Source organism: Nonomuraea sp. NPDC049750, assembly GCF_040659625.1.
Lineage (GTDB): Bacteria > Actinomycetota > Actinomycetes > Streptosporangiales > Streptosporangiaceae > Nonomuraea.
Window position 1 is genome coordinate 119,632 of record NZ_JBFANB010000002.1, and the last position, 19,177, is coordinate 138,808.

Annotated in this window: 22 protein-coding genes; 11 read left to right on the forward strand and 11 right to left on the reverse strand. The window is 70.6% G+C overall.

What is annotated here, in order from left to right; translation table 11 throughout:
• Positions 1-6 precede the first annotated feature (6 nt).
• Together AB0J16_RS05750 and AB0J16_RS05755 are read left to right on the forward strand one after the other, a co-directional pair.
• Positions 7-921: a carbohydrate ABC transporter permease gene (locus AB0J16_RS05750; RefSeq protein WP_358535069.1), complete on the forward strand. Its 915-nt coding sequence runs from the start codon at positions 7-9 to the stop codon at positions 919-921.
• Positions 922-964: 43 nt separating this feature from the next.
• Entirely contained in the window at positions 965-1,810 is an 846-nt protein-coding gene (locus tag AB0J16_RS05755) for a phosphotransferase (RefSeq protein WP_358535071.1), read from the forward strand.
• Positions 1,811-1,857: 47 nt separating this feature from the next.
• Here AB0J16_RS05755 and metE read toward each other — a convergent pair whose 3' ends face one another.
• A complete protein-coding gene (gene metE / locus AB0J16_RS05760) occupies positions 1,858-4,017 on the reverse strand; it encodes a 5-methyltetrahydropteroyltriglutamate--homocysteine S-methyltransferase (protein WP_358535073.1) in 2,160 nt (719 codons plus the stop codon).
• A gap of 85 nt (positions 4,018-4,102) precedes the next feature.
• Here metE and AB0J16_RS05765 point away from each other — a divergent pair, with 85 nt between their 5' ends.
• Entirely contained in the window at positions 4,103-4,942 is an 840-nt protein-coding gene (locus tag AB0J16_RS05765) for a LysR family transcriptional regulator (RefSeq protein ID WP_358536123.1), read from the forward strand.
• 5 nt (positions 4,943-4,947) lie between these two features.
• Here AB0J16_RS05765 and AB0J16_RS05770 read toward each other — a convergent pair whose 3' ends face one another.
• Both AB0J16_RS05770 and AB0J16_RS05775 read right to left on the reverse strand, forming a co-directional pair.
• A complete protein-coding gene (locus AB0J16_RS05770) occupies positions 4,948-5,628 on the reverse strand; it encodes a DNA alkylation repair protein (protein ID WP_358535075.1) in 681 nt (226 codons plus the stop codon).
• Positions 5,625-6,296 (reverse strand): TetR/AcrR family transcriptional regulator, encoded by a 672-nt coding sequence (locus AB0J16_RS05775; RefSeq protein WP_358535076.1) that lies wholly within the window; start codon positions 6,294-6,296, stop codon positions 5,625-5,627. The genes AB0J16_RS05770 and AB0J16_RS05775 overlap by 4 nt, the downstream gene beginning before the upstream one ends.
• A gap of 98 nt (positions 6,297-6,394) precedes the next feature.
• Between AB0J16_RS05775 and AB0J16_RS05780 the strand changes: the two genes are divergently transcribed.
• From AB0J16_RS05780 to AB0J16_RS05790, 3 genes are read left to right on the forward strand one after another with little or no spacing between them, the layout of a single operon-like run.
• A complete protein-coding gene (locus AB0J16_RS05780) occupies positions 6,395-7,546 on the forward strand; it encodes an acetyl-CoA C-acetyltransferase (RefSeq protein ID WP_358535078.1) in 1,152 nt (383 codons plus the stop codon).
• A gap of 52 nt (positions 7,547-7,598) precedes the next feature.
• Complete coding sequence (locus AB0J16_RS05785; RefSeq protein ID WP_358535079.1) at positions 7,599-9,077, forward strand: glycoside hydrolase family 3 N-terminal domain-containing protein; 1,479 nt, start codon at positions 7,599-7,601, stop codon at positions 9,075-9,077.
• Between the two features lie 4 nt (positions 9,078-9,081).
• A complete protein-coding gene (locus tag AB0J16_RS05790; protein WP_358535080.1) occupies positions 9,082-9,753 on the forward strand; it encodes a pentapeptide repeat-containing protein in 672 nt (223 codons plus the stop codon).
• Here the strand turns inward: AB0J16_RS05790 and AB0J16_RS05795 are convergent.
• Genes AB0J16_RS05795 through AB0J16_RS05810 form a run of 4 tightly spaced genes read right to left on the reverse strand, consistent with a single transcriptional unit; the run spans position 9,740 to position 13,034 of the window.
• Entirely contained in the window at positions 9,740-10,768 is a 1,029-nt protein-coding gene (locus AB0J16_RS05795; RefSeq protein ID WP_358535082.1) for a nitronate monooxygenase, read from the reverse strand. The two genes, AB0J16_RS05790 and AB0J16_RS05795, sit on opposite strands and share 14 nt — an antisense overlap.
• A 16-nt stretch (positions 10,769-10,784) precedes the next feature.
• The gene (locus tag AB0J16_RS05800; protein ID WP_358535084.1) at positions 10,785-11,528 is read right to left on the reverse strand and encodes a CoA-transferase; all 744 of its coding nucleotides are present in this window, start codon (positions 11,526-11,528) and stop codon (positions 10,785-10,787) included.
• Positions 11,515-12,288 (reverse strand): CoA-transferase, encoded by a 774-nt coding sequence (locus AB0J16_RS05805; protein ID WP_358536125.1) that lies wholly within the window; start codon positions 12,286-12,288, stop codon positions 11,515-11,517. Before AB0J16_RS05805 ends, AB0J16_RS05800 begins: the two co-directional genes overlap by 14 nt.
• A gap of 8 nt (positions 12,289-12,296) precedes the next feature.
• Entirely contained in the window at positions 12,297-13,034 is a 738-nt protein-coding gene (locus tag AB0J16_RS05810; protein WP_358535086.1) for an enoyl-CoA hydratase family protein, read from the reverse strand.
• Between the two features lie 46 nt (positions 13,035-13,080).
• Between AB0J16_RS05810 and AB0J16_RS05815 the strand changes: the two genes are divergently transcribed.
• Positions 13,081-13,884 (forward strand): SDR family oxidoreductase, encoded by an 804-nt coding sequence (locus tag AB0J16_RS05815; protein ID WP_358535088.1) that lies wholly within the window; start codon positions 13,081-13,083, stop codon positions 13,882-13,884.
• A 31-nt stretch (positions 13,885-13,915) separates the two neighbouring features.
• Positions 13,916-14,833 carry an SDR family oxidoreductase gene (locus AB0J16_RS05820; RefSeq protein WP_358535090.1) on the forward strand — a complete coding sequence of 306 codons (918 nt, stop codon included), beginning with the start codon at positions 13,916-13,918 and terminating at the stop codon, positions 14,831-14,833.
• Between the two features lie 36 nt (positions 14,834-14,869).
• On the opposite strand, the gene AB0J16_RS05825 is transcribed toward AB0J16_RS05820, so the two are convergent.
• Complete coding sequence (locus tag AB0J16_RS05825; protein ID WP_358535092.1) at positions 14,870-15,397, reverse strand: AAA family ATPase; 528 nt, start codon at positions 15,395-15,397, stop codon at positions 14,870-14,872.
• Between the two features lie 58 nt (positions 15,398-15,455).
• Positions 15,456-16,361 carry an NIPSNAP family protein gene (locus AB0J16_RS05830; protein ID WP_358535094.1) on the reverse strand — a complete coding sequence of 302 codons (906 nt, stop codon included), beginning with the start codon at positions 16,359-16,361 and terminating at the stop codon, positions 15,456-15,458.
• Positions 16,362-16,574: 213 nt separating this feature from the next.
• Here AB0J16_RS05830 and AB0J16_RS05835 point away from each other — a divergent pair, with 213 nt between their 5' ends.
• The 3 genes from AB0J16_RS05835 to AB0J16_RS05845 all read left to right on the forward strand — a co-directional run bounded on the left by AB0J16_RS05835 (position 16,575) and on the right by AB0J16_RS05845 (position 17,677).
• On the forward strand, positions 16,575-16,832 hold the full coding sequence (locus AB0J16_RS05835) for a hypothetical protein (protein ID WP_357946688.1): 258 nt from the start codon (positions 16,575-16,577) through the stop codon (positions 16,830-16,832).
• An 82-nt stretch (positions 16,833-16,914) separates the two neighbouring features.
• On the forward strand, positions 16,915-17,178 hold the full coding sequence (locus AB0J16_RS05840) for a hypothetical protein (RefSeq protein WP_358535096.1): 264 nt from the start codon (positions 16,915-16,917) through the stop codon (positions 17,176-17,178).
• A 79-nt stretch (positions 17,179-17,257) separates the two neighbouring features.
• A complete protein-coding gene (locus AB0J16_RS05845) occupies positions 17,258-17,677 on the forward strand; it encodes a hypothetical protein (protein ID WP_358535099.1) in 420 nt (139 codons plus the stop codon).
• Positions 17,678-17,717: 40 nt separating this feature from the next.
• On the opposite strand, the gene AB0J16_RS05850 is transcribed toward AB0J16_RS05845, so the two are convergent.
• Together AB0J16_RS05850 and AB0J16_RS05855 are read right to left on the reverse strand one after the other, a co-directional pair.
• Entirely contained in the window at positions 17,718-18,464 is a 747-nt protein-coding gene (locus tag AB0J16_RS05850) for an SDR family oxidoreductase (RefSeq protein WP_358535101.1), read from the reverse strand.
• Between the two features lie 199 nt (positions 18,465-18,663).
• Positions 18,664-18,963, reverse strand: a complete 300-nt coding sequence (locus AB0J16_RS05855; RefSeq protein WP_358535103.1) for a hypothetical protein — start codon at positions 18,961-18,963, stop codon at positions 18,664-18,666.
• Between the last annotated feature and the right edge of the window lie 214 nt (positions 18,964-19,177).

Genomic DNA, 19,177 nt, shown 5'->3' on the forward strand with positions numbered 1-19,177 from the left:
GTACTGATGACGACGACCTCGTGGACGGTGGCCAACTCCCGCAAGCTGGCCCGCCAGGAGAGCCGGAAGCGGCTCGGGCCGATGGCGATCCTGTCGCACGTCGCGCTGCTGCTGTGGACCGTGCTCACGGTGGTGCCGATCCTGTGGACGTTCCTGGCGTCGGTCAAGAGCGAAGACGAGATCTTCGGCGACGCCTGGTCCCTGCCGGCCAGCCTGCGCTGGGACAACTTCGCCAGGGCCTGGGAGCAGGCGCACATCGGCCAGTACATGCTCAACAGCGTCATCGTGGTCGCCTTCAGCGTGTTCGGCACGATGCTGGCCGGCTCGATGGCCGCGTACGTGCTGTCGCGCTACCCCTTCCGCGGCAACCGGGCCGTCTACCTGCTGTTCGTGTCGGGCCTGGCCTTCCCGGTCTACCTGGCCCTGTCGCCGCTGTTCTTCGTCGTGCAGAACATGGGCAACGTCCCGCTGATCGGCCCGTTCATCGGCCTGAACACCCACGCCGGCCTCGTGCTGGTCTACATCGCCTACTCGATGCCGTTCACGGTGTTCTTCCTGTCGGCCTTCTTCCGTACGCTGCCCACGGCCGTGGCGGAGGCGGCCATGGTCGACGGCGCCTCGCACACCCGGGTGTTCTTCCAGATCATGCTGCCCATGGCCAGACCGGGCCTGGTCAGCATCACGATCTTCAACATCCTCGGCCAGTGGAACCAGTACCAGCTGCCGCTGGTGCTGCTGCAGGAGCGCGACAAGTGGGTGCTCACCCAGGGCATCGCCGACATCTCGACGGCCGCGGGCTATGACCAGGACTGGTCGGCCCTGTTCGCCGCCCTGACGCTGGCCATCCTGCCCATGCTGGTCGTCTACACGGTCTTCCAGCGCCAGATCCAGTCGGGGCTGACCGCGGGGGCGCTCAAGTAATTACCCTCTCGCGCACCCGACCCGCCGGGCCTAGGCTGCTGGTGTGATCGGCGACATCCGCGCGTTGCTGGCCCGCCACCTCCCCGACGTCGAGGTGCGCACTCTGACCGAGTCCGGGCAGGGCCTGGACCACGAGGTCTACGAGGTCAACGGAGAGTTGATCGTCAGGGGCGGCAAGACCGCCGATCCGGTGGCCACGCGGCGCGAGGTCGACCTGCTGGCCGCGGTCCGCGAGCTGGCCACCGTGGCGGTGCCCGAGGTGGTCTTCGCCGACCACGAGCAGGGCGTGATCGCCTACCGCAAGCTGCCGGGCGAGCCGCTCAACCAGCACCCGGTGCCGGACCCCGCGTCGCTGGCCGCCCCGCTCGGCCGTCTGCTGAGCGCCCTGCACAGCGCCCCGGTCGATGACCTGCGCGAGCTGGCGCCGCTCGACCTCTACCCGGCGCCCACCCTGCTGGTGGACGCCGGGCTCGACTATCGCGACGTCGAGCGGCACGTGCCGGCGGCGCAGCGGTCGCTGGTGGAGCGGTTCTTACGCGACACACCGCCCGACGAGCCGCGCGACCCGCGCTTCTGCCACAACGACCTGGGCAGCGAGCACCTGCTGGCCGACGCCGCGACCAGCACGCTGACGGGCGTCATCGACTGGACCGACGCCGCCGTCACCGACCCGGCGCACGACTTCGCGCTCATCTACCGCGACCTGGGCCCCGAGGTCTTCGAACGGACCCTGGCGCACTACGACCGCGACTTCGACGAGCTCGACCGAGCCAGAGTCGTCTTCTATGCCAGGTGCGCGCTCATCGAGGACCTCGCCTACGGCCTGAGCACCGGCCCGCGCCACTACGCCGACGCCGCCCTGGCCCACCTCGAATGGACCTTCAGCTGACCATCGGTAGAGCCGGCCCGCCGGTTGAGCTGATCACGTCGCGCTGATCATGTGGCGCCGAGTTCGTCGCGCAGGCGCCTGGTCGCGCCGACCACGTTGGCCAGCGCCGCCTCTACCTGCTCGTACGTACGCGTCTTCAGCCCGCAGTCCGGATTCACCCAGACCCGCTCGGCGGGCAGCACCTTCAGAGTCTCCCGCAACAACTCCTCCACCTCGGCCTGGCTCGGCACCCTCGGCGAGTGGATGTCGTAGACCCCCGGCCCGAGCCCTCGCCCGAAGGAGCCCACGGCCCCCAGGATCCGGGCCCCGGAGCGGGCCGACTCGATCGTGGTGACGTCGGCGTCCAGGCCGTCGATCGCCGCGAGAATCTGGTCGGCGTCCGAATAGCACAGGTGCGTGTGGATCTGGATGCGGTCGCTGGCCCCCGAGGTGGCCCGCCGGTACGCGGCCACGGCCCACTCCAGGTAGTCGGCCTGCGAGGCCCGCCTGAGGGGCAGCAGCTCGCGCAGCGCCGGCTCGTCCACCTGGATGATCGACACACCCGCCGCCTCCAGGTCGCGTACCTCGTCCCGGACCGCGTCGGCCACCTGGAACACCACGTCGCGCAGCGGCAGGTCGTCGCGGACGAACGACCAGGCGACGATCGTGACGGGCCCGGTGAGCATGCCCTTGACCGGCTTGTCCGTCAGTGACTGCGCGTGGCGCGCCCACCGTACGGTGATGGGCGCGGCCCGCCCGACGTCGCCGTGCAGGATCGGCGGCCTGGTGCACCGGGAGCCGTAGGACTGGACCCAGCCGTTGGCGGTCACCGCGAAGCCGTCGAGGTGCTCGGCGAAGTACTGGACCATGTCATTGCGCTCCGGCTCGCCGTGCACGAGGACGTCGAGGCCGAGCCGCTCCTGCAGCCTGATGACCCGCTCGATCTCCGCCTCGACCCGCCGCTCGTAGTCGGCCTCAGCCAGCGTGCCCGCCACCACGGCCGCGCGAGCCGCGCGCAGCTCGCCGGTCTGCGGGAACGACCCGATCGTGGTGCTCGGCAGCACGGGCAGCCGCAGGTGCGCGGCCTGGGCCGCGGCGCGCTCCGCGTACGGCCCGCGCCCCTCGAACACGACCGGGTCCGCCAGCGCCACCGACGCGGCCGGCGCCTCGGCGCCCCGGAAGTCGGTGCGCGCCAGCTCGACGACCTCCGCCACCTTCTGCTCGGCGAAGGCCAGCCGCGCCCGGAGTGCCGGGTCGAGCCCTTCTTCCCCCGCCACGTCGTAGGGCACGTGCAGGAGCGAGCACGAGGTGCTGACCACCACGTCCGCCGCGTGCTCCCGCACCGCCCGCAACAGGCTCAGGGCCCGCCCGGGAGCGGTACGCCACACGTCCCGCCCGGACACCACGCCCGCCACCACGGTCTTGCCCGCCAGCGCCGGCAGCCGGTCCAGGCCGCCGCGCACCAGGTCCACCCCGATCGCCTCCACCGGCGTCGCGGTCAGGACGGGCAGCGCCTCGCCCAGGTCGCCGAAGTAGGAGGCGACGAACAGCCAGGGGCGCGACGGCGCGGCCCCCAGCCGTTCGTAGGCGGCCGTGACGGCGGCCAATTCCTCGGGCGTCCGGTCGGCCACCAGCGCTGGCTCGTCGAGCTGTACCCACTCCACGCCCTCGGCCGCCAGGATCGCCAGCAGCTCCTCGTAGCAGCCGAGCACCTCATCCAGCCGCTCCAGCGCCCCGGCCAGCAGCAGGAACGTCACCGGCCCCACCACCACGGGCCGCGTCTCGAAGCCCAGCCCCCGAGCCTGCCGCAGCTCGGCGAGCGGCTTGGCCGGGTCGAGCTCGAACACGGTCTCGGCGTCGATCTCCGGCACGATGTAGTGGTAGTTCGTGTCGAACCACTTCGTCATCCGCAGCGGCGCCAGCCCCGCGGTGCCCCTGGCCATCGCGAAGTAGGGGTCCTCGGCCTCCTGATAGCGCCGGGGCACCGCGCCGAGCAGCACGGCCGTGTCGAGCACCTGGTCATAGAGCGAGAAGGTGTTGGACGGCAGCCCGGCCAGGCCCAGCTCGTCGAGCCGCCGCCAGGTCCGCTCCCGGATCTCGGCGCCCGCCTCCTCCAGCTCCGCCCGGGTCGAGCGGCCGTCCCAGTAGGACTCCAGGGCCCGCTTCAGCTCCCTTCGCGGGCCGATCCTCGGGTATCCGAGCACGGTGGACCGGGGAAATGACGACATCGACTGCTCCCATGCGTTGACTTGATCCAACGCCGAGAATTCACCACACCGGTCCCACCTGATGCATCCTGTATTCGTGCTGCTTATGCTCAAGGAGGTCCAGTGCTTCGTCCGCGTGGCGGCCCGGCTCAGCTTCTCGCTCGCCGCCGCGGACCTGGGCATGTCCCAGCCTGCCATGAGCCAGGCCATCACCAGACTGGAGCGCGCGGCCGGGACCAGGCTGTTCGACCGGTCCGCCCGCGCGGTGCGGCTGACCGCCGAGGGCAGGGCGCTGCTTCCGCACGCCGACGAGCTGCTGACCGCCGCCGCCGCGTTCGCGGCCGAAGCCGCCCGGCTGGCCCGGCCGACCATTCATCTTGCTTATCCACCACTCGTCGGCGCGTTGGCGGCCCGGGTCGCCCGCCGGTTGGCGGCCCGCACCCCGGCCATCGGCGTGGAGCTCACGGTCGCCGGTCGTGGGACGGCCGCCGACGCGCTGGAGCGGGGCGAGGTGTCGGCGGCGATCCTGGCCACCCCCGCGCCCGCGCGGTTCGTCACCGCCGCCCGGTTCCACGTCTCGGTGGACCAGCTCGCGGTGCCGCTGGGGCACGTACTGGCGCCGAGGGCCAAGGTCGTCGCCGGTGACCTGGCCGGGCAGGTGCTGCTGACCCCCGGCAGCCGGGCGTGGGCCGGGCTGCCGGGGCGCTCGCGCATGGTGGCCGACGACGACTTCGCCGCCGCGCTCGACCTGGTCGCGGCGGGTGCCGGGGTGCTGCCGATCCCGCAGCTGCTGGCCAGGACCATCCGCCGCGACGACCTGCGGTTCGTCCCGCTCGACGCGGGGGACCTGCGCATCACGTACGCGCTGGCCTGGGCCAGGGAGCGCGTCACGCCCGAGCTGATGGCCCTGGTGCAGGCCGTACAGGATGCCTTGTGGACTAGGTAAGTGGACTAGGTCGCGGGTAAGTTGCGCAGGGCCTCGCGGCGGCTCAGACCCGAGATGCCCTTGGTGCGTACATAGCGGATGACCTCCGCCGGATTGGTCTTGGCGTATTCGCGCAACGCCCAGCCGATCGCCTTACGGGCGAAGAAGTCGTTGTCCGACAGGCTCGGCTCGATGCAGGCGTAGAGCAGGGCCGTGTCGGTGCGGGCCTTGAACCTGTTCTGGCTCAGGATCGCGGTGCGGCGCTTCCACAGGTCGCCGTCGCGCGCCCAGTCCAGCATGAGCGGGCGCATCGAGTCGGGGAAGGCGGTCAGCAGGCCGCCGATCCGGTGCGTGGCCAGCTCGTCGACCAGGTCCCACCAGGCCCCGCTGACGATCATCTCCTCGTACATCGGCACCGTGTAGAGAGTCTGGAACTCCCGGTAGTGGTGATAGCCGGTCAGATCGATCGCCGCGTAGCGCTCCTCGCGGTATTCGGCCTCGCGCCACAGGCCGAGCACCGCCCGGCGCCACTCCGGCGCCGTGCCGATGCGGTGGGCCGAGAAGACCCGCCGCAGCACCGCCCGCCTCGGCACCGCCTGGACGCCGAGGAAGGGCATGTCGGACTTCATGTACGCGCGCATCGTGGCGGCCTTCTCGGGCTCCGCCGCTTCCCGCAGTGCCTGACGCACCGCCGTACCAAGCGTCATGCCTGCTGGCTGGTCCGCTCACCCGTGGCCAGGCCGTCGAAGAGCACGGTGATGTAGTGCTCGGCCAGACCCGTCGTGTTGAGCCGCCCGCCGGGACGGAACCAGCGCACCGCCACCCAGATCGTGTCGCGGATCATCCGGTAGGTGAGCTTCGGGTCCACGTCGGCGCGGAACTGCCCAGCCGCCTGGCCCGCCTTGATCTGGGCGACCCAGATCTGCTCGACCTCGTCCTCGGCCTTGACCAGGTAGTTGAACCGCTCGAACTGCCGCAGGTAGTTCCAGTCGTTCTGCATTACGGTGATCGCGGCCCGGTGCGGCTCCAGCGTGCCGAAGCCGATGCGCACCATCTCCGACAGAATCGTGCGCGGGTCGGAGCCCGAGGCGATCGCCGTGCGGTAGCGGGTGACCAGGTCGTCGAGGAAGGTGGAGAGCACCTCGTCGACGATGGTCTCCTTGGAATCGAAATGGTGATAGAGACTTCCCGAGAGGATGCCCGCCTCGTCGGCGATCTCGCGTACGGTCGTGGCCTGGAAGCCCTTGCGGGCGAAGAGCTCCGCGGCGAGCTTGACGAGGTGGTCACGGCGCTCCGACGCCGGCCCGGACGAGGTCGCGCGCTGGCGCTTCGCCGGGGCGGCCGCGCTCTGCCCGGGGTTCTTTCGCGTTGTCACGCCTCCCATTATGAGCCCTCAGACAATCGCTTGTTCACCGAACCCGCCCAGCTCACCCGGCATTCCGCGCGCGACCAAGCGCTTGCTACGATGCGGGAGTGAACGAGGCATACATCGTCGGCGCGGTCAGGACCCCGGTCGGGCGCAGGAACGGCGGTCTCGCCGGCGCCCACCCCGCCGACCTCGGCGCGCACGTACTCCAAGAGCTGATGACCCGCACGGGCGCCGATCCGGCGGCCGTGGGGGACGTGGTGTTCGGCTGCGTGGACACCATCGGACCGCAGGCCGGCGACATCGCCCGCACCTGCTGGCTGGCCGCGGGCCTGCCGGAGGAGGTGCCCGGCGTCACGGTCGACCGCCAGTGCGGCTCCTCGCAGCAGGCGCTGCACTTCGCCGCCCAGGCCGTGCTCTCGGGCACCAGCGACCTCGTGGTGGCCGGCGGCGTACAGAACATGAGCATGATCCCCATCTCCTCGGCGATGCTCGCCGGCCGCCCTCTCGGGCACGACACCCCCTTCAGCGGCTCCAAGGGCTGGCTCTCCCGGTACGGCACGCAGGAGGTCTCCCAGTTCACCGGAGCCGAACAGATCGCCGCCAAGTGGGACATCTCCCGAGAGGACATGGAGGCGTTCGCCTATGAGTCGCACCGCCGGGCCATCGCCGCCATCGACACCGGCCGCTTCGCGGCCCAGATCACCCCCTATGAGGGCGTCACCACTGACGAGGGCCCGCGCCGCGACACCACTCCGGCCAAGATGGCCGGGCTCCAGCCCCTGGTCGAGGACGGACGCCTCACCGCCGCCCTGGCCTCGCAGATCTCCGACGGCGCCGCCGCCCTGCTCATCGCGTCGCCACGGGCCGTACGGGAGCACGGGCTGCGCCCGCGCGCCCGCGTGCACCACCTGTCGGTGCGCGGCGGCGACCCCGTCATGATGCTCGCGGCGCCGATCCAGGCCACGGAGCACGCGCTGCGCAAGAGCGGGATGACGATCGGCGACATCGACGCCGTGGAGATCAACGAGGCGTTCGCCTCGGTCGTGCTCGCCTGGCTGAAGGAGAGCGGCGCCGACCCCGCCAGGGTCAACCCGAACGGCGGCGCGATCGCACTCGGCCACCCGCTCGGCGCGACCGGCGCGGTCCTGGCCGTGAAGCTGCTGCACGAGTTGGAGCGGGCCGGCGGCCGATACGGCCTGCAGACGATGTGCGAAGGAGGCGGCCAGGCGAACGTCACCATCATCGAACGCCTATGACGTCCGGCGATGCCACTAGCAAATAGGAAACTTTCCTATTAGATTGCGGGTCATGCTCAAGAGCGGTGACCTGCTGTGCCTTGCCGATGCCGTAATCCTGCCCGGGTTCGGGGGAACGACCCCGCCCGACTGGCTCCGCCGCCGCCTGGGGGAGGGGCTGGCCGGGGTCGTGCTGTTCACCCGCAACATCGCGGGAGCGGCCCAGGTGGCCGAACTGACCGCCGCCCTGCGCGCGGAGAACCCCGCCGTCATGATCGGCATCGATGAGGAGTCGGGCGAGGTGACCCGGCTGGAGGTGGCCACCGGCAGCAGCCGTCCCGGCGGCTACGCGCTCGGCGTCGTGGACGACGTGACGCTGACCGAGGCCGTGGCCAGGAACCTCGGGGCGGACCTGGCGGCCGCGGGCATCACGATCGACTTCGCCCCCTCGGCCGACGTCAACTCCAACCCCGACAACCCGGTCATCGGCCTGCGCTCCTTCGGCGCCGACACCGCGCTGGTCTCCCGGCACACCAGGGCGTTCGTCCGCGGCCTGCAGTCCGCCGGGGTGGCCGCCTGCGCCAAGCACTTCCCCGGCCACGGTGACACCTCGATCGACTCCCACCACGGCGTGCCGGTGGTCGCCACCGACGGGATCGAGTACGCGCTCGGCCCCTTCCGCGCCGCGATCCAGGAAGGCGTCAAGGCCGTCATGACCGGTCACCTGCTGGTGCCCGCGTACGACGCCGTCCTGCCCGCCACGCTCAGCCCCAAGGTGCTCACCGGGCTGCTCCGCGAGGAGCTGGGCTTCGACGGCCTGATCATCACCGACGGCATCGAGATGGCCGCCGTCTCCGGGCCGTACGGGATCGGGGGCGCCGCCGCCCGCGCCATCGCCGCCGGGGCCGACGCCATCTGCGTCGGCGGCGAGCACTCAGGCGAGGCGACCGCCGTCGAGGTGCGCGACGCGATAGCCGAAGCCGTGCGCGAGGGCCTGCTGCCGGAGGAGCGCCTGGCCGACGCCGCGCGCCGGGTCGGCGAGCTGGCCGCCTGGACCGCCGCCGCGGGCACCCCGGACCCCGAGGTCGGCCACCTCGGCCTGGTCGCGGCCCGCCGCGCGCTGCGGATCACCCGCCGCACGAGCGACCCCGTCCTGCCGCTCACCTCCGCGGCGCACGTGGTGGAGCTGGCCCCCGAGATGAACCTGGCCATCGACAAGAACACACCGTGGGGCGTCGGCGAGCCCCTGGGCAGGCTGCTGCCCGGCACCGCCGTGACCCGGCTCGCGGCCGGCGAGGCGACCGGAGCCGTGCTGGAGCGGCTCATCGCCGCCGCGGCCGGGCACCCCCTCGTCGTCGTGGTCCGCGACGCGCACCGCCATCCCTGGCAGAGCGAGGCGCTGCGGCACCTGCTCAGCGCCCGCCCCGACGCCGTGGTGGTCGAGATGGGCCTGCCCGCCCGGTCCGACCTGGGCGCCGTGCACATCGCCACGTACGGCTCGGCCAGGGTCTGCGGCCAGGCCGCCGCCGAACTGATCACCGGTACCCTTTGACACCGTGAACTTCGACGGCGAGGACCTCTCCCAGACCACGCTCACCGACCGGCTCGCGCCGGACGAGACCCACGTCTTCCGCGACTGCGACCTGACCGAGACCGACCTCCGGCGGGCTCCGCTGGCCGGCGCCCGCTTCGAGTCGTGCGTGCTAGAACACGCCGACTTCCGGCGGGCCGACCTCGACGGCGCGGTGTTCACGGGCGGCGGCGGGATGCGGATCAGGTTCAACGACGCCGAGCTCATCGACGTGACGTTCACCGACGTGGACCTGTCCTCCGCCCAGTTCGGCGGGGCGCTGGTGACGGACGTGGCCTTCACCGGGTGCCGCATGATCGGCGCGTCGCTCACCGCGGCGCGGGGAACCGGCTTCAAGGTCTCCCGCTCCAACCTGACCATGGCCAACCTCGGCGGCTGCTCGCTGCGCGGGGAGCTCATCGAGGGCGTCCGCTTCGACGACGCCGATCTGTCGGGCTGCGACTTCACCGAGGCGACGTTCAGCGGCTGCCGGTTGCGCGGGACCAAGCTGCTCAAGACCGTGTTCGCCAAGGCCGACCTGCGCGGCGCCGACCTGGGCGAGCCCGACGACACCAAGCTGCGGGCTTTCCAGGGGGCGACGATCAACCCCGCCCAGGCGGCGGCCATCCTGGCCGCCCGCGGCATCACGGTGCTCTGAACCGCTCCATCACTGTCTCCGCCTCGGACATCACTCGCTCGATCAGCTCCCGGCAGGACGGCAGGTCGTCGAGCACCCCGACCACCTGCCCGGAGGCCATCACCCCCAGGTCGGCCCGTCCCTCGACCATGGCGGCCCGCAGCAGCACCGGCGTGTTGGCCGCCTGCAGCACCTGCGCCCAGGTCAGCTCGCGGCCATGCCGCATCCGGCGCCCCTCGCGGATCATCTGGGTCCACGTCAGCCCCGACAACCGCTTGAACCTGGCACCGTTGACCACGGCCCTGAGCAGCCGGGAGCGCTCAAGCGACTCCACGAACGGCGTCCTGAGCACCCGATGCGGCACACCATCGACCCGCGTGGTGACCAGTGTGTCGGCCGCCGCCAGGTAGACCTTCTTCACCTCGTCCGGCACCGACGAGTCGCTCGTCAGCAGGAACCGGGTGCCCATCGCGATGCCGCACGCCCCGTACGCCAGCGCCGCCACCAGCCCGCGCCCGTCGAAGAAGCCGCCCGCCGCGATCACCGGGATGTCCACCGCGTCCACCACCTGGGGGAGCAGCAGCGTCGTCGCGACCGGCCCGGTGTGGCCGCCGCCCTCGCCGCCCTGCACGATCACCGCGTCCACGCCCCAGGCGGCCACCTTCTCGGCGTGCCGCCGAGCGCCCACGGACGGGATCGTCACCACGCCCGCGCCCTTCAGCCGGTCGATCAACTCCCGCCGCGGCGCCAGCGCGAACGACGCCACGCGCACGCCCTCGCGGATCATCACCTCCACCCGTTCGGCCGCGTCGTCGGCGTCGGAGCGGATGTTCACCCCGAACGGGGCGTCCGTCCGCTCCCGCACGCCATTGATCGCCTCGGTCATCTCGCCAACGGACATCGTGGCGGCCGCGATGATCCCGAGCCCGCCCGCCTCCGAGGTGGCCGCGGCGAGCCGCGCGCCCGCGACGTACCCCATCCCGGTCTGCACGATCGGATACCGGCACCCCACGAGGTCGGTCAGCGCGGTCTTCACGCCGCTGCCGCTTTCCTCATGCGGCCACCTCGCGCTCGCGCGACCCGCGCGGGTCGAGCACCTCCTTCAGCAGGCTGCTCTCCTCGGTGGTCGGCTCCCGGGTCTCGGGTACGTCCTCAGGGACCGTCAACTCGAACCCCGTCGCCGCGACCACCTCCGCGACACTCACCCCCGGATGCACCGAGGCCAGCCGCATCGACCCGTCCGGCGTGCGGAAGTCGAGCACGGCCAGGTTCGTCACCACCCGCCGCAGGTCGAAGGCACCCTTGTCGGTCCCGAGACCGCTGACCACGTCCACTCGCGGCACGAACACCTTGGGGGAGTGCCGGGGGATCCAGTAACTCGTCGGGCCGCAGCGCGTGTTGCCCGGCGCGCCGCGTACGCCGAGGAGCTGCGCCTTGGGCCGTGCCCAGTCGCCGATGCAGGAGATGTTCGAGTTGCCGAAGCGATCGATCTGGCTCGCGCCGAGCATCACGTGCCGCCGGCCGTTCAGCACCAGCCACAGGTGATCGCGGAACGGCAGCCAGCCCTCCACCACCTCGGGCCGCTCACCCAGCGCCGGTACGTCGCCCGTCAGCAGGCAGACGCCGTCATGCGTGAGCAGATCAGGCTCGAACGTCAGCCTGGCCAGCCGGGCAGCCAGCACGGTGACCGCCCCGCCGATCCCGGCCGCGAGGATCTCCCCGTCGCCTCTGAACGCCTCCGCGCAGGCGACCACGCACACATCAGCCCTGCTCACGGACACGTCAGACTTGGTCATGGAACTCCTCCCACGGCGTATCCACATAGCGCCGCTGCTCCTGCTCGTCGCGGCCGTAATCGGGCTCGCACGCGGTGAACCCCGCGCCGCCCGGCGTCTCGACCACGCCGCTCACCATCGACCGGCTGATCAGCAGCGACTGCACCGGCCCCTCCTTCAGCAGGTCGGCGGTGTCCACCAGCCGCTCGCACGACACGAAGCACCGGGCCGCCGCCTTGGCGTAGAGGTCGTCGAAGTACGGATCGGGGCCCAGGTACTGCGCGTTGCCGCGCCGGTCCGCCCGGTTGAGGTGCACCAGCGCGACGTCCATGGTCAGCGCGGGCACGGCGACCAGCTCCTCCCCGTCCTCGTACGGCGAGCGGACGGTGCGCAGATCGGGATTGACCCGCATGACGTCGGAGCCGAGACCGGCCCGCGTGGGCAGGAACGGCAGCCGGTGCGCCGCCGCCAGCAGCCCGAACATGAACATGCCCTCGTCATACTCGGTGAACTCGACCGTGCCGCCTTGCCTGGCCCGCCTGAAGTGCGGTTCGAGCGGGATGGAGTCCAGCGTCACGAACGGGGCCACCACCCTGCGTACCTTCCCGGCGGCGCAGAGCATGCCGACATCCGGGCCGCCGTAGGAGATGAGGGTGAGATCGCGGACGTTCGACCGCAGCAGGCCGGCGATCAGCGCCATCGGCTTGCGGCGCGATCCCCAGCCGCCGACGCCGACCGTCATGCCGCTCTCGACCTCGGCCGCGACCTCCTCGACGGACATGACCTTGCTCACGAGCCCTCCACGAAACGGTCCCGGTGCCTGTCGCCCGCGCCCATCAGGTTCAGCTCGAACGTGAAGCCCTGCTCGAAGCGGTAGGAGCGCTTCACGTCCACCGGGTCGATGCCGTTGAGCGACTCCTTGGCGCGGCGGATCACGTACGGGTCCTTGTCCGCGATCTGACCCGCCACCTCCAGCGCCGCGTCCCGCAGCTTGTCACGCGGCACCACCTCCAGCACCGAGCCGAACGCGTGCAGCTCGGCCGCCGTCACGTTCCGGCACGTGTAGACCATGGCGCGCATGAGGTGCTGCGGCACCAGCCGGGACAGGTGGGTGGCGGCGCCGAGCGCGCCCCTGTCCACCTCCGGCAGGCCGAAGTAAGCGTCCTCACTGGCCAGCACGATGTCCGCGTTGCCCACCAGGCCCACGCCGCCGCCGACGCAGTGGCCGTGCACAGCGACGATCACGGGCACCGGGCAGTCGTACACGGCCGCGAACGCCGCGAAGCACCCCCTGTTCGCGTTGATCAGGGCGGTGTGGCCCTCGGTGGCCTGCATCTCCTTGATGTCCACGCCGGCGTTGAAGCCCCGGCCCTCGGCTCGTAGTACGACGACCCTGGTCTGTTCGTCCTGCCCGGCGGCCGTAACGGCGCCGGCCAGCTCGTGCCAGGCTCGCGCCGGCAGCGCGTTCACCGGTGGGACGTCGACGACGACCTCGGCGATCGGGCCGTCCCGCAGCGTGATTCCCATCCCGCTCCCTGGTTGCACCTAACGCTTGCTTGGTACGGTAGCACCCGTGACGGTGACTTACGACTACACGGGCAAGGTCGTCCTGGTGACCGGCGGGACGCGGGGGATCGGCGCGGGCATCGCCACCGCCTTCGCCGCGGCCGGCGCCGAAGTGATCGTCTGCGCCCGCCACGACCCATCATCTGCGCCCCTGGGCACGCCTTCGGCCGTGGATGCGTCGTCAGCAACGCCGCCTCCTTCGGTTGTGGATGCGGCGCCGGCCGAAGGGGTGCGGTTCGTGCGGGCCGATGTGCGGGACGCCGACGACCTCGAGCGGCTGTTCTCCGGGCTCGACCGGCTGGACGTGGTGGTCAACAACGCGGGCGGCTCGCCGTACGCGCTGCTGGAGGGCACCTCACCACGCCTGCACACACGTGTCGTCGAGCTCAATCTGATCGCCCCCATGCTCGTCGCGCAGCGCGCCCACCCGCTGCTCGCCGCCTCGGGCGGCTCCGTCGTGATGATCGGCAGCTCCAGTGGAGTACGGCCCTCGCCGGGCACCTCGGCGTACGGTGCGGCCAAGGCGGGACTGCATCACCTGGCGAACTGCCTGGCCGCCGAATGGGCTCCTGACGTACGCGTCAACACGGTCGTCGTCGGACTGGCCGCCACGGAGGACTCCGCCGACCACTACGGCGGTAAGGACGTGGGGACCGCCATCCCGGCCGGGCGGATGGCGACGCCCGCCGACGTGGCCTCGGTCTGCCTGTGGCTGGCCGCGCCCGGTTATGTGACAGGGGCGCAGGTACACGTGCACGGGGGCGGCGAGATTCCCGCCTGGCAAAACCTGGCTTCAAGCGACATTTCCTGATATCTCTGCCTGATCTTCCTGGGAGGTCCGTGTGGGAATCTGTGACGGCCGCGTCGTGATCGTGACCGGAGCCGGGCGGGGCATCGGGAGGGAGCACGCGCTGGAGTTCGCCAGGCAGGGCGCCCGTGTCGTGGTCAACGACCTGGGCACCGGCCTCGGCGGCGACGGCAGCTCCGGCGGTCCCGCGCTGGCCGTGGCCGAGGAGATCCGCGCGCTCGGCGGCCAGGCGGTGGCCAGCAGCGACGACGTGGCCGACTGGAACGGAGCCGCCCGGCTGGTGAAGACCGCCGTCACCGCGTACGACGGGCTCGACGTGCTGGTGAACAACGCCGGATTCGTCCGCGACCGCATGCTGGTCTCCATGGGCGAAGACGACTGGGACGAGGTCATCCGGGTCCACCTCAAGGGTCACTTCCTGACGATGCGGCACGCCGCCGCGTACTGGCGCGAACGAGCCAAGTCCGGCGCACCCGCGGCCGCCCGCGTGATCAACACCTCGTCGGGCGCGGGCCTGCTCGGCAGCGTCGGCCAGTCCAACTACTCCGCCGCCAAGGCCGGGATCGTCGCGCTGACCCAGGTGGCCGCCGCCGAACTGGGTCGGTACGGCGTGACGGTGAACGCCATCGCCCCCGCCGCCCGCACCCGCATGACCGAGGAGGTTTTCGCCGAGACCATGGCCGCGCCCGATTCCGGCTTCGACACGATGCACCCGGCGAACGTGTCACCGCTGGTCGTCTGGCTCGGCTCGGCGGCATCGGAGGCGGTGACGGGCCGGGTGTTCGAGGTGGAGGGCGGAGTGATCTCCCTGGCCACGGGCTGGACCCACGGCCCACGCGCGGACCGCGGCGCCCGCTGGTCCCCCGGGGAGATAGGCGACGCAGTCGCGAAACTCCTCAAAGACGCCCCCGACCCAGTGCCCGCCTACGGCGCAGGCCCGCCTCCGTCGTGAGGCCCGTCCATGGTCCGAGGCGGGCTCTGGAAGCGGCTACGGCGTCTTGAGCAGGTAGGCGCCCTCGGACAGTCGGGTGCGGATCTCGGCGACCGTCTGCTCGGCGGTCAGGCCGCTGGAGTCGAAGGCGTGCGGCTCCAGCTCACCCAGGTCGACGAACTGCTGGTACATCTGCAGCACCGGCTCCGGATCCGTGAGCGCGTCAAGCCCTCGCCCCGTCGCCCTGACCAGGGTCGTCTCCCGGTCGGGCCGGAGCACCACATAGTGCAGCGGAGCGCGCCGTACCTTGGCGAAGGCGCCGACGAACCACGGCCCGACGACGCCATCCACCATCACGTGATAGCCGCCGTCGGCGTACCCGAACGCCGCGTCCGCCAGCACGCTCATGACGGTCTCGTTCTGATGGCGAGACTCCGCCAGGTACGGCGCGATGGCCCCTCGCCGGATGAACGCCCAGAAGTCATCCGTATGCAGATGCACGCTAGGCGTGACGGCATCGGCCAGCAGCCGGGCCACGGTCGACTTCCCCGCCCCCGGCGGCCCGGACACTATCACTACCTCCATGCCCACCATTGTCCGCGCGTTGACCCAACACCCGGACCAAGCCGTGGGGCCCGGAGCCTCAGCGAAGCGCTGATCGAGCCGTGGGAGCCAGGCGGAGACGCTGCGGGGGAGAGGTCAACCGGGACTCCAGCCCGGGCAGCGCCACCTCACGCTCGTCCGAGGGCCGATCGAACCGGGCGAACCACACGAACACCTGCTCGCCTGTACGTACGGGCAGGGCGGGAAAGGTGTTCTCGGCGGCCTCGGTCTCGAAGCACGCCACCGGCGGCACCCCGGCTTCCCTGAGCACGGGTACGGCCTCCCGAGCGAAGAACTCGGCGAACCCGTCGTCGACGTGGTAGATCATCGCGACGTACAGCGACTCGGGCAGAACGGTGGCGCCGACAGGCGGCCGGGCCGTACCGGAAAAGGGATCGAAAGAGGAACTGGAAGAGGACTGGAGAGTGGGGCCAGGACCGGACTCGGAGGAGAGGTCGGGAGCGGATCCGCTCGGGAGGTCGGGAGCGGACCCGGTCGGGAGGTCGGGAGTGGATCCGCTCGGGAGGTCGGGAGTGGATCCGCTCGGGAGGTCGGGAGTGGACCCGCGCGGGAGGCCGGAAGTAGTAGTCCCGCGCGAGAGGTCGGAGTGGCGGGGAGCGGACCCGTGTGGCACGTCGGCGGAGGGAACGGGCACTGGGCGCAGCAGCAGTACGTTGTCGGAGTCGATCATCGTCGCGTTGGCCGCGTCCCGGTTGGCCTTCCAGATCGGGCCGCCGTAGAAGGCCGTGAGGGCCGCCCGCCGAGCCTCCATATCCGGAAATTTCCGCATCCACGGATACATGTTTGGCTCGTCCAGGTCCCGGAAGTGGCCGACCACTCCGATCCCGGCCGCCTCCTGCCCTTCGATGAACTCACGCTCGAATAACTCGATCAGTGTGTCCCGCTGGCCGGGATGCAGAGTGTAGTTTCGCAACTCGTAAATCATGCGCGGATGCTACGAGCCGACCACTGACACCGCCTGTCAGCGATGCGGCCCTAGAAGAATGTTCTGATTGCTAAGAGTCACACGATCACTACGCTTGGTTATATGATCGCTTTGGCTTTGATCCTCAAAGGTCAAAGAAGGTCAACGGGGATGGCGGTGTGCTCTTGGGCCGGTGCTGTCTCATGCGAGACGCCCACCGGCGAAGGAGCTGAAGTGATCGAGAAGCTGTGCGTCACCGGTGCCGTCGTGGCAGCGTCCGCCGGCGCCATCCTGCTGGCCACACCCGCTCACGCTGACACCTGGACCGACGCCTGGAGCGGCAACACCTACTCCTCCCAGTCCGGAAACAGTCTCGCCGACATCGCAGCGGTCAACGAGGGTGCCGGTCGGTCGACCAACGTCAACAACATCAACGGCATAGCCGCCACCGCTACCAACGGCAGCACCACGGTGACCTACATCTTCTACTGACCCCGATCCCCCTTCCTCGCACCCCGGGCCGCCGTCCGGCGGGGTCCGAAGTCCATGAGAAATCCTCTGGAAGGACATCGACATGATCAAGAAGCTTGGCATCACGGCCATCGTCGCCATCGCCGCGGGCACGGCCCTGCTGGCCGCTCCGGCCCATGCCGACACCGACACCAGCAACAGCAGCTCCAGCACCAACTCCGCGTCCGCGCAGTCGGGCAACACCTTCGGCAACGTCCAGGCCGGCAACAGAGGCGCCGGCTCCAGCACCAACGTCAACAACATCAACGGCAACGCCGCTACGGCCACGCACCGTAGTGGCGTGGGTGTGAGCGCCACTTCCAAGTAGTGCGGTGACATCATGGCTTCCCGGGTGGTCCGTCACGCGACTGTCTCGATCCATGTGACGGTCCGTCGTGGCTGGGGTTTTGACGGAGGAATCCCCCTTCGGGGAGGCGACGCCATCGCGCTGGCGGCCGCCGGTCGCAACCCACAGGGTCCAGCCCTACCTCGACATGGTCGAGTCGGAGGGCGAGACCTCGCTGCTGTACTTCAACCGCCGGTTCGGCCATGCCGTCCGGCGCACCCCCAAGCTGTCTCCGGGAAAGACGGGCGCGGACCAGGTTCGGGCCGAACCGCGCACACCGGCCCCGGACCAGGTCGAACTCGCTGAGAAGGTGCTTGCCGCCATCCCCCAGGCCCTTCTGTACGCCAGGATCGACCTGGTCCGGCTCCCCGACGGCACCCCGGTGGTCATCGAGGTCGAGCTCACCGAGCCGTACCTGTTCCTGCGCTACGAGCCCCGCGCGGCCGCGAATCTCGCCACCGCGCTCCGCAAGTTCCTCTGAGATCCGCGCCTGACAGGATCCGCGCCTGACAGGATCGGGATTAGCAGGAAATGCCGCCGTCGACTGGAATGACCGTGCCCGTGAGGTACGCCCCGGCACGTGAGGACAGGTAGATCGCCGCCCCGGCCATGTCGTCGGGGTGGCCGATCCGGCCCATCGGCACACTCGCCGCGATGCTCTCCCGAATGGCCGGATCATCCAGGGCGAACGCCATCATCTTCGAGTCGAACGGCCCCGGTGCGATGGCGTTCACGGTGATGTGCTCAGGCGCCAGCTGCCTGGCCAGGTGCCGGGTCAGCATATGTACGCCGGACTTCGACGCGGAGTAGGCGAAGTTCTCCACGGACGGCACCCGGATCCCGTCGATGGACCCGATGTTGATCACCCGCGCCGGATTCTCCGCGCTGGCCGCCGCCCGCAGTTGCGGCAGGAAACGCTGGGTCAGGAAGAAGACCCCCTTGACGTTGATGTTCCAGAGCTTGTCGAAGGCATGCTCCGGATAGTCCTCCAGCGGCGCGCCCCACGCCGCGCCCGCGTTGTTCACCAGCACGTCCAGCGGCCCGTCCACCGCTTCCACCAGCGCGCCCACCCCCTTAGGTGTGGACAGATCGGCCGGCACGGCCACGCAGCCCAGTTCCTTGGCGGTCTGTTCCACCTCGGCGACCTTGCGCGCGGAGATGTACACGGTCGCCCCGGCCTCGACGAACCCGGTCGCGATCATGCGGCCGATGCCACGGGAGCCGCCGGTGACGACGACGGTCTTGCCTTCCACCGAGAACAGCGTCATGTTCCGGAAGCATGCCATACCGACTGGTCGGTAGCCAGCCGGCCTCGCCAGCCAGCCTCGAAGGCACGGGCCAGATGGCCTCGCAAGCCGGCCCCGAAGGCGCAGGCCAGTCGGCATCGCGTGCCCGTCCCGAAGGCGCGGGCACGGCTGGCATCGCGAGCCAGCCCCGCGAAGGTGCGGCGTGCTCAGCCGGAGTCCTTCACCCACATCCCAGCAGGCCGCGGAAGTGCTCCACGAAGCGGTCCCTCTCGTGCGCGGGATACGTGGCCGTCACCGTGTCGACCAGCAGCCGGTCGAAGTCCGGTCCCGCCACCCAGTCCAGGACGATCTCGTCGAGGTGGCGCAGCCGACTGTCGCAGAAGTCCTGGTAACGGTCGGTCTCGAAGTAAGCGTCGGCCAGCTGCCGATAGGCCGCCAGCCACTCCTCATACGACCCGGTGACCGCGAAGTACGCCCGCGTGTCCAGATCGAGCTGGCGGCTGCCGCCCGGTGCCCACACATCGTCTCCGCCCCGATCGACAGCGAACGGGCGAACGCGTCGTAGCCCTCGACCGCCTTCTGCAGATTCATGAGCATCTCGCCGCTCTGGTCGTAGGCCCGATGGAGCTCGCGGGGTCCCGTACCAGCGACACCCCGTGCCACGCCCCACCGTCGTACGGCTTCATCTGAACGGTGGCGCGGAGACCCGGTCCTTCAGGACCGGGAGGAAGCGC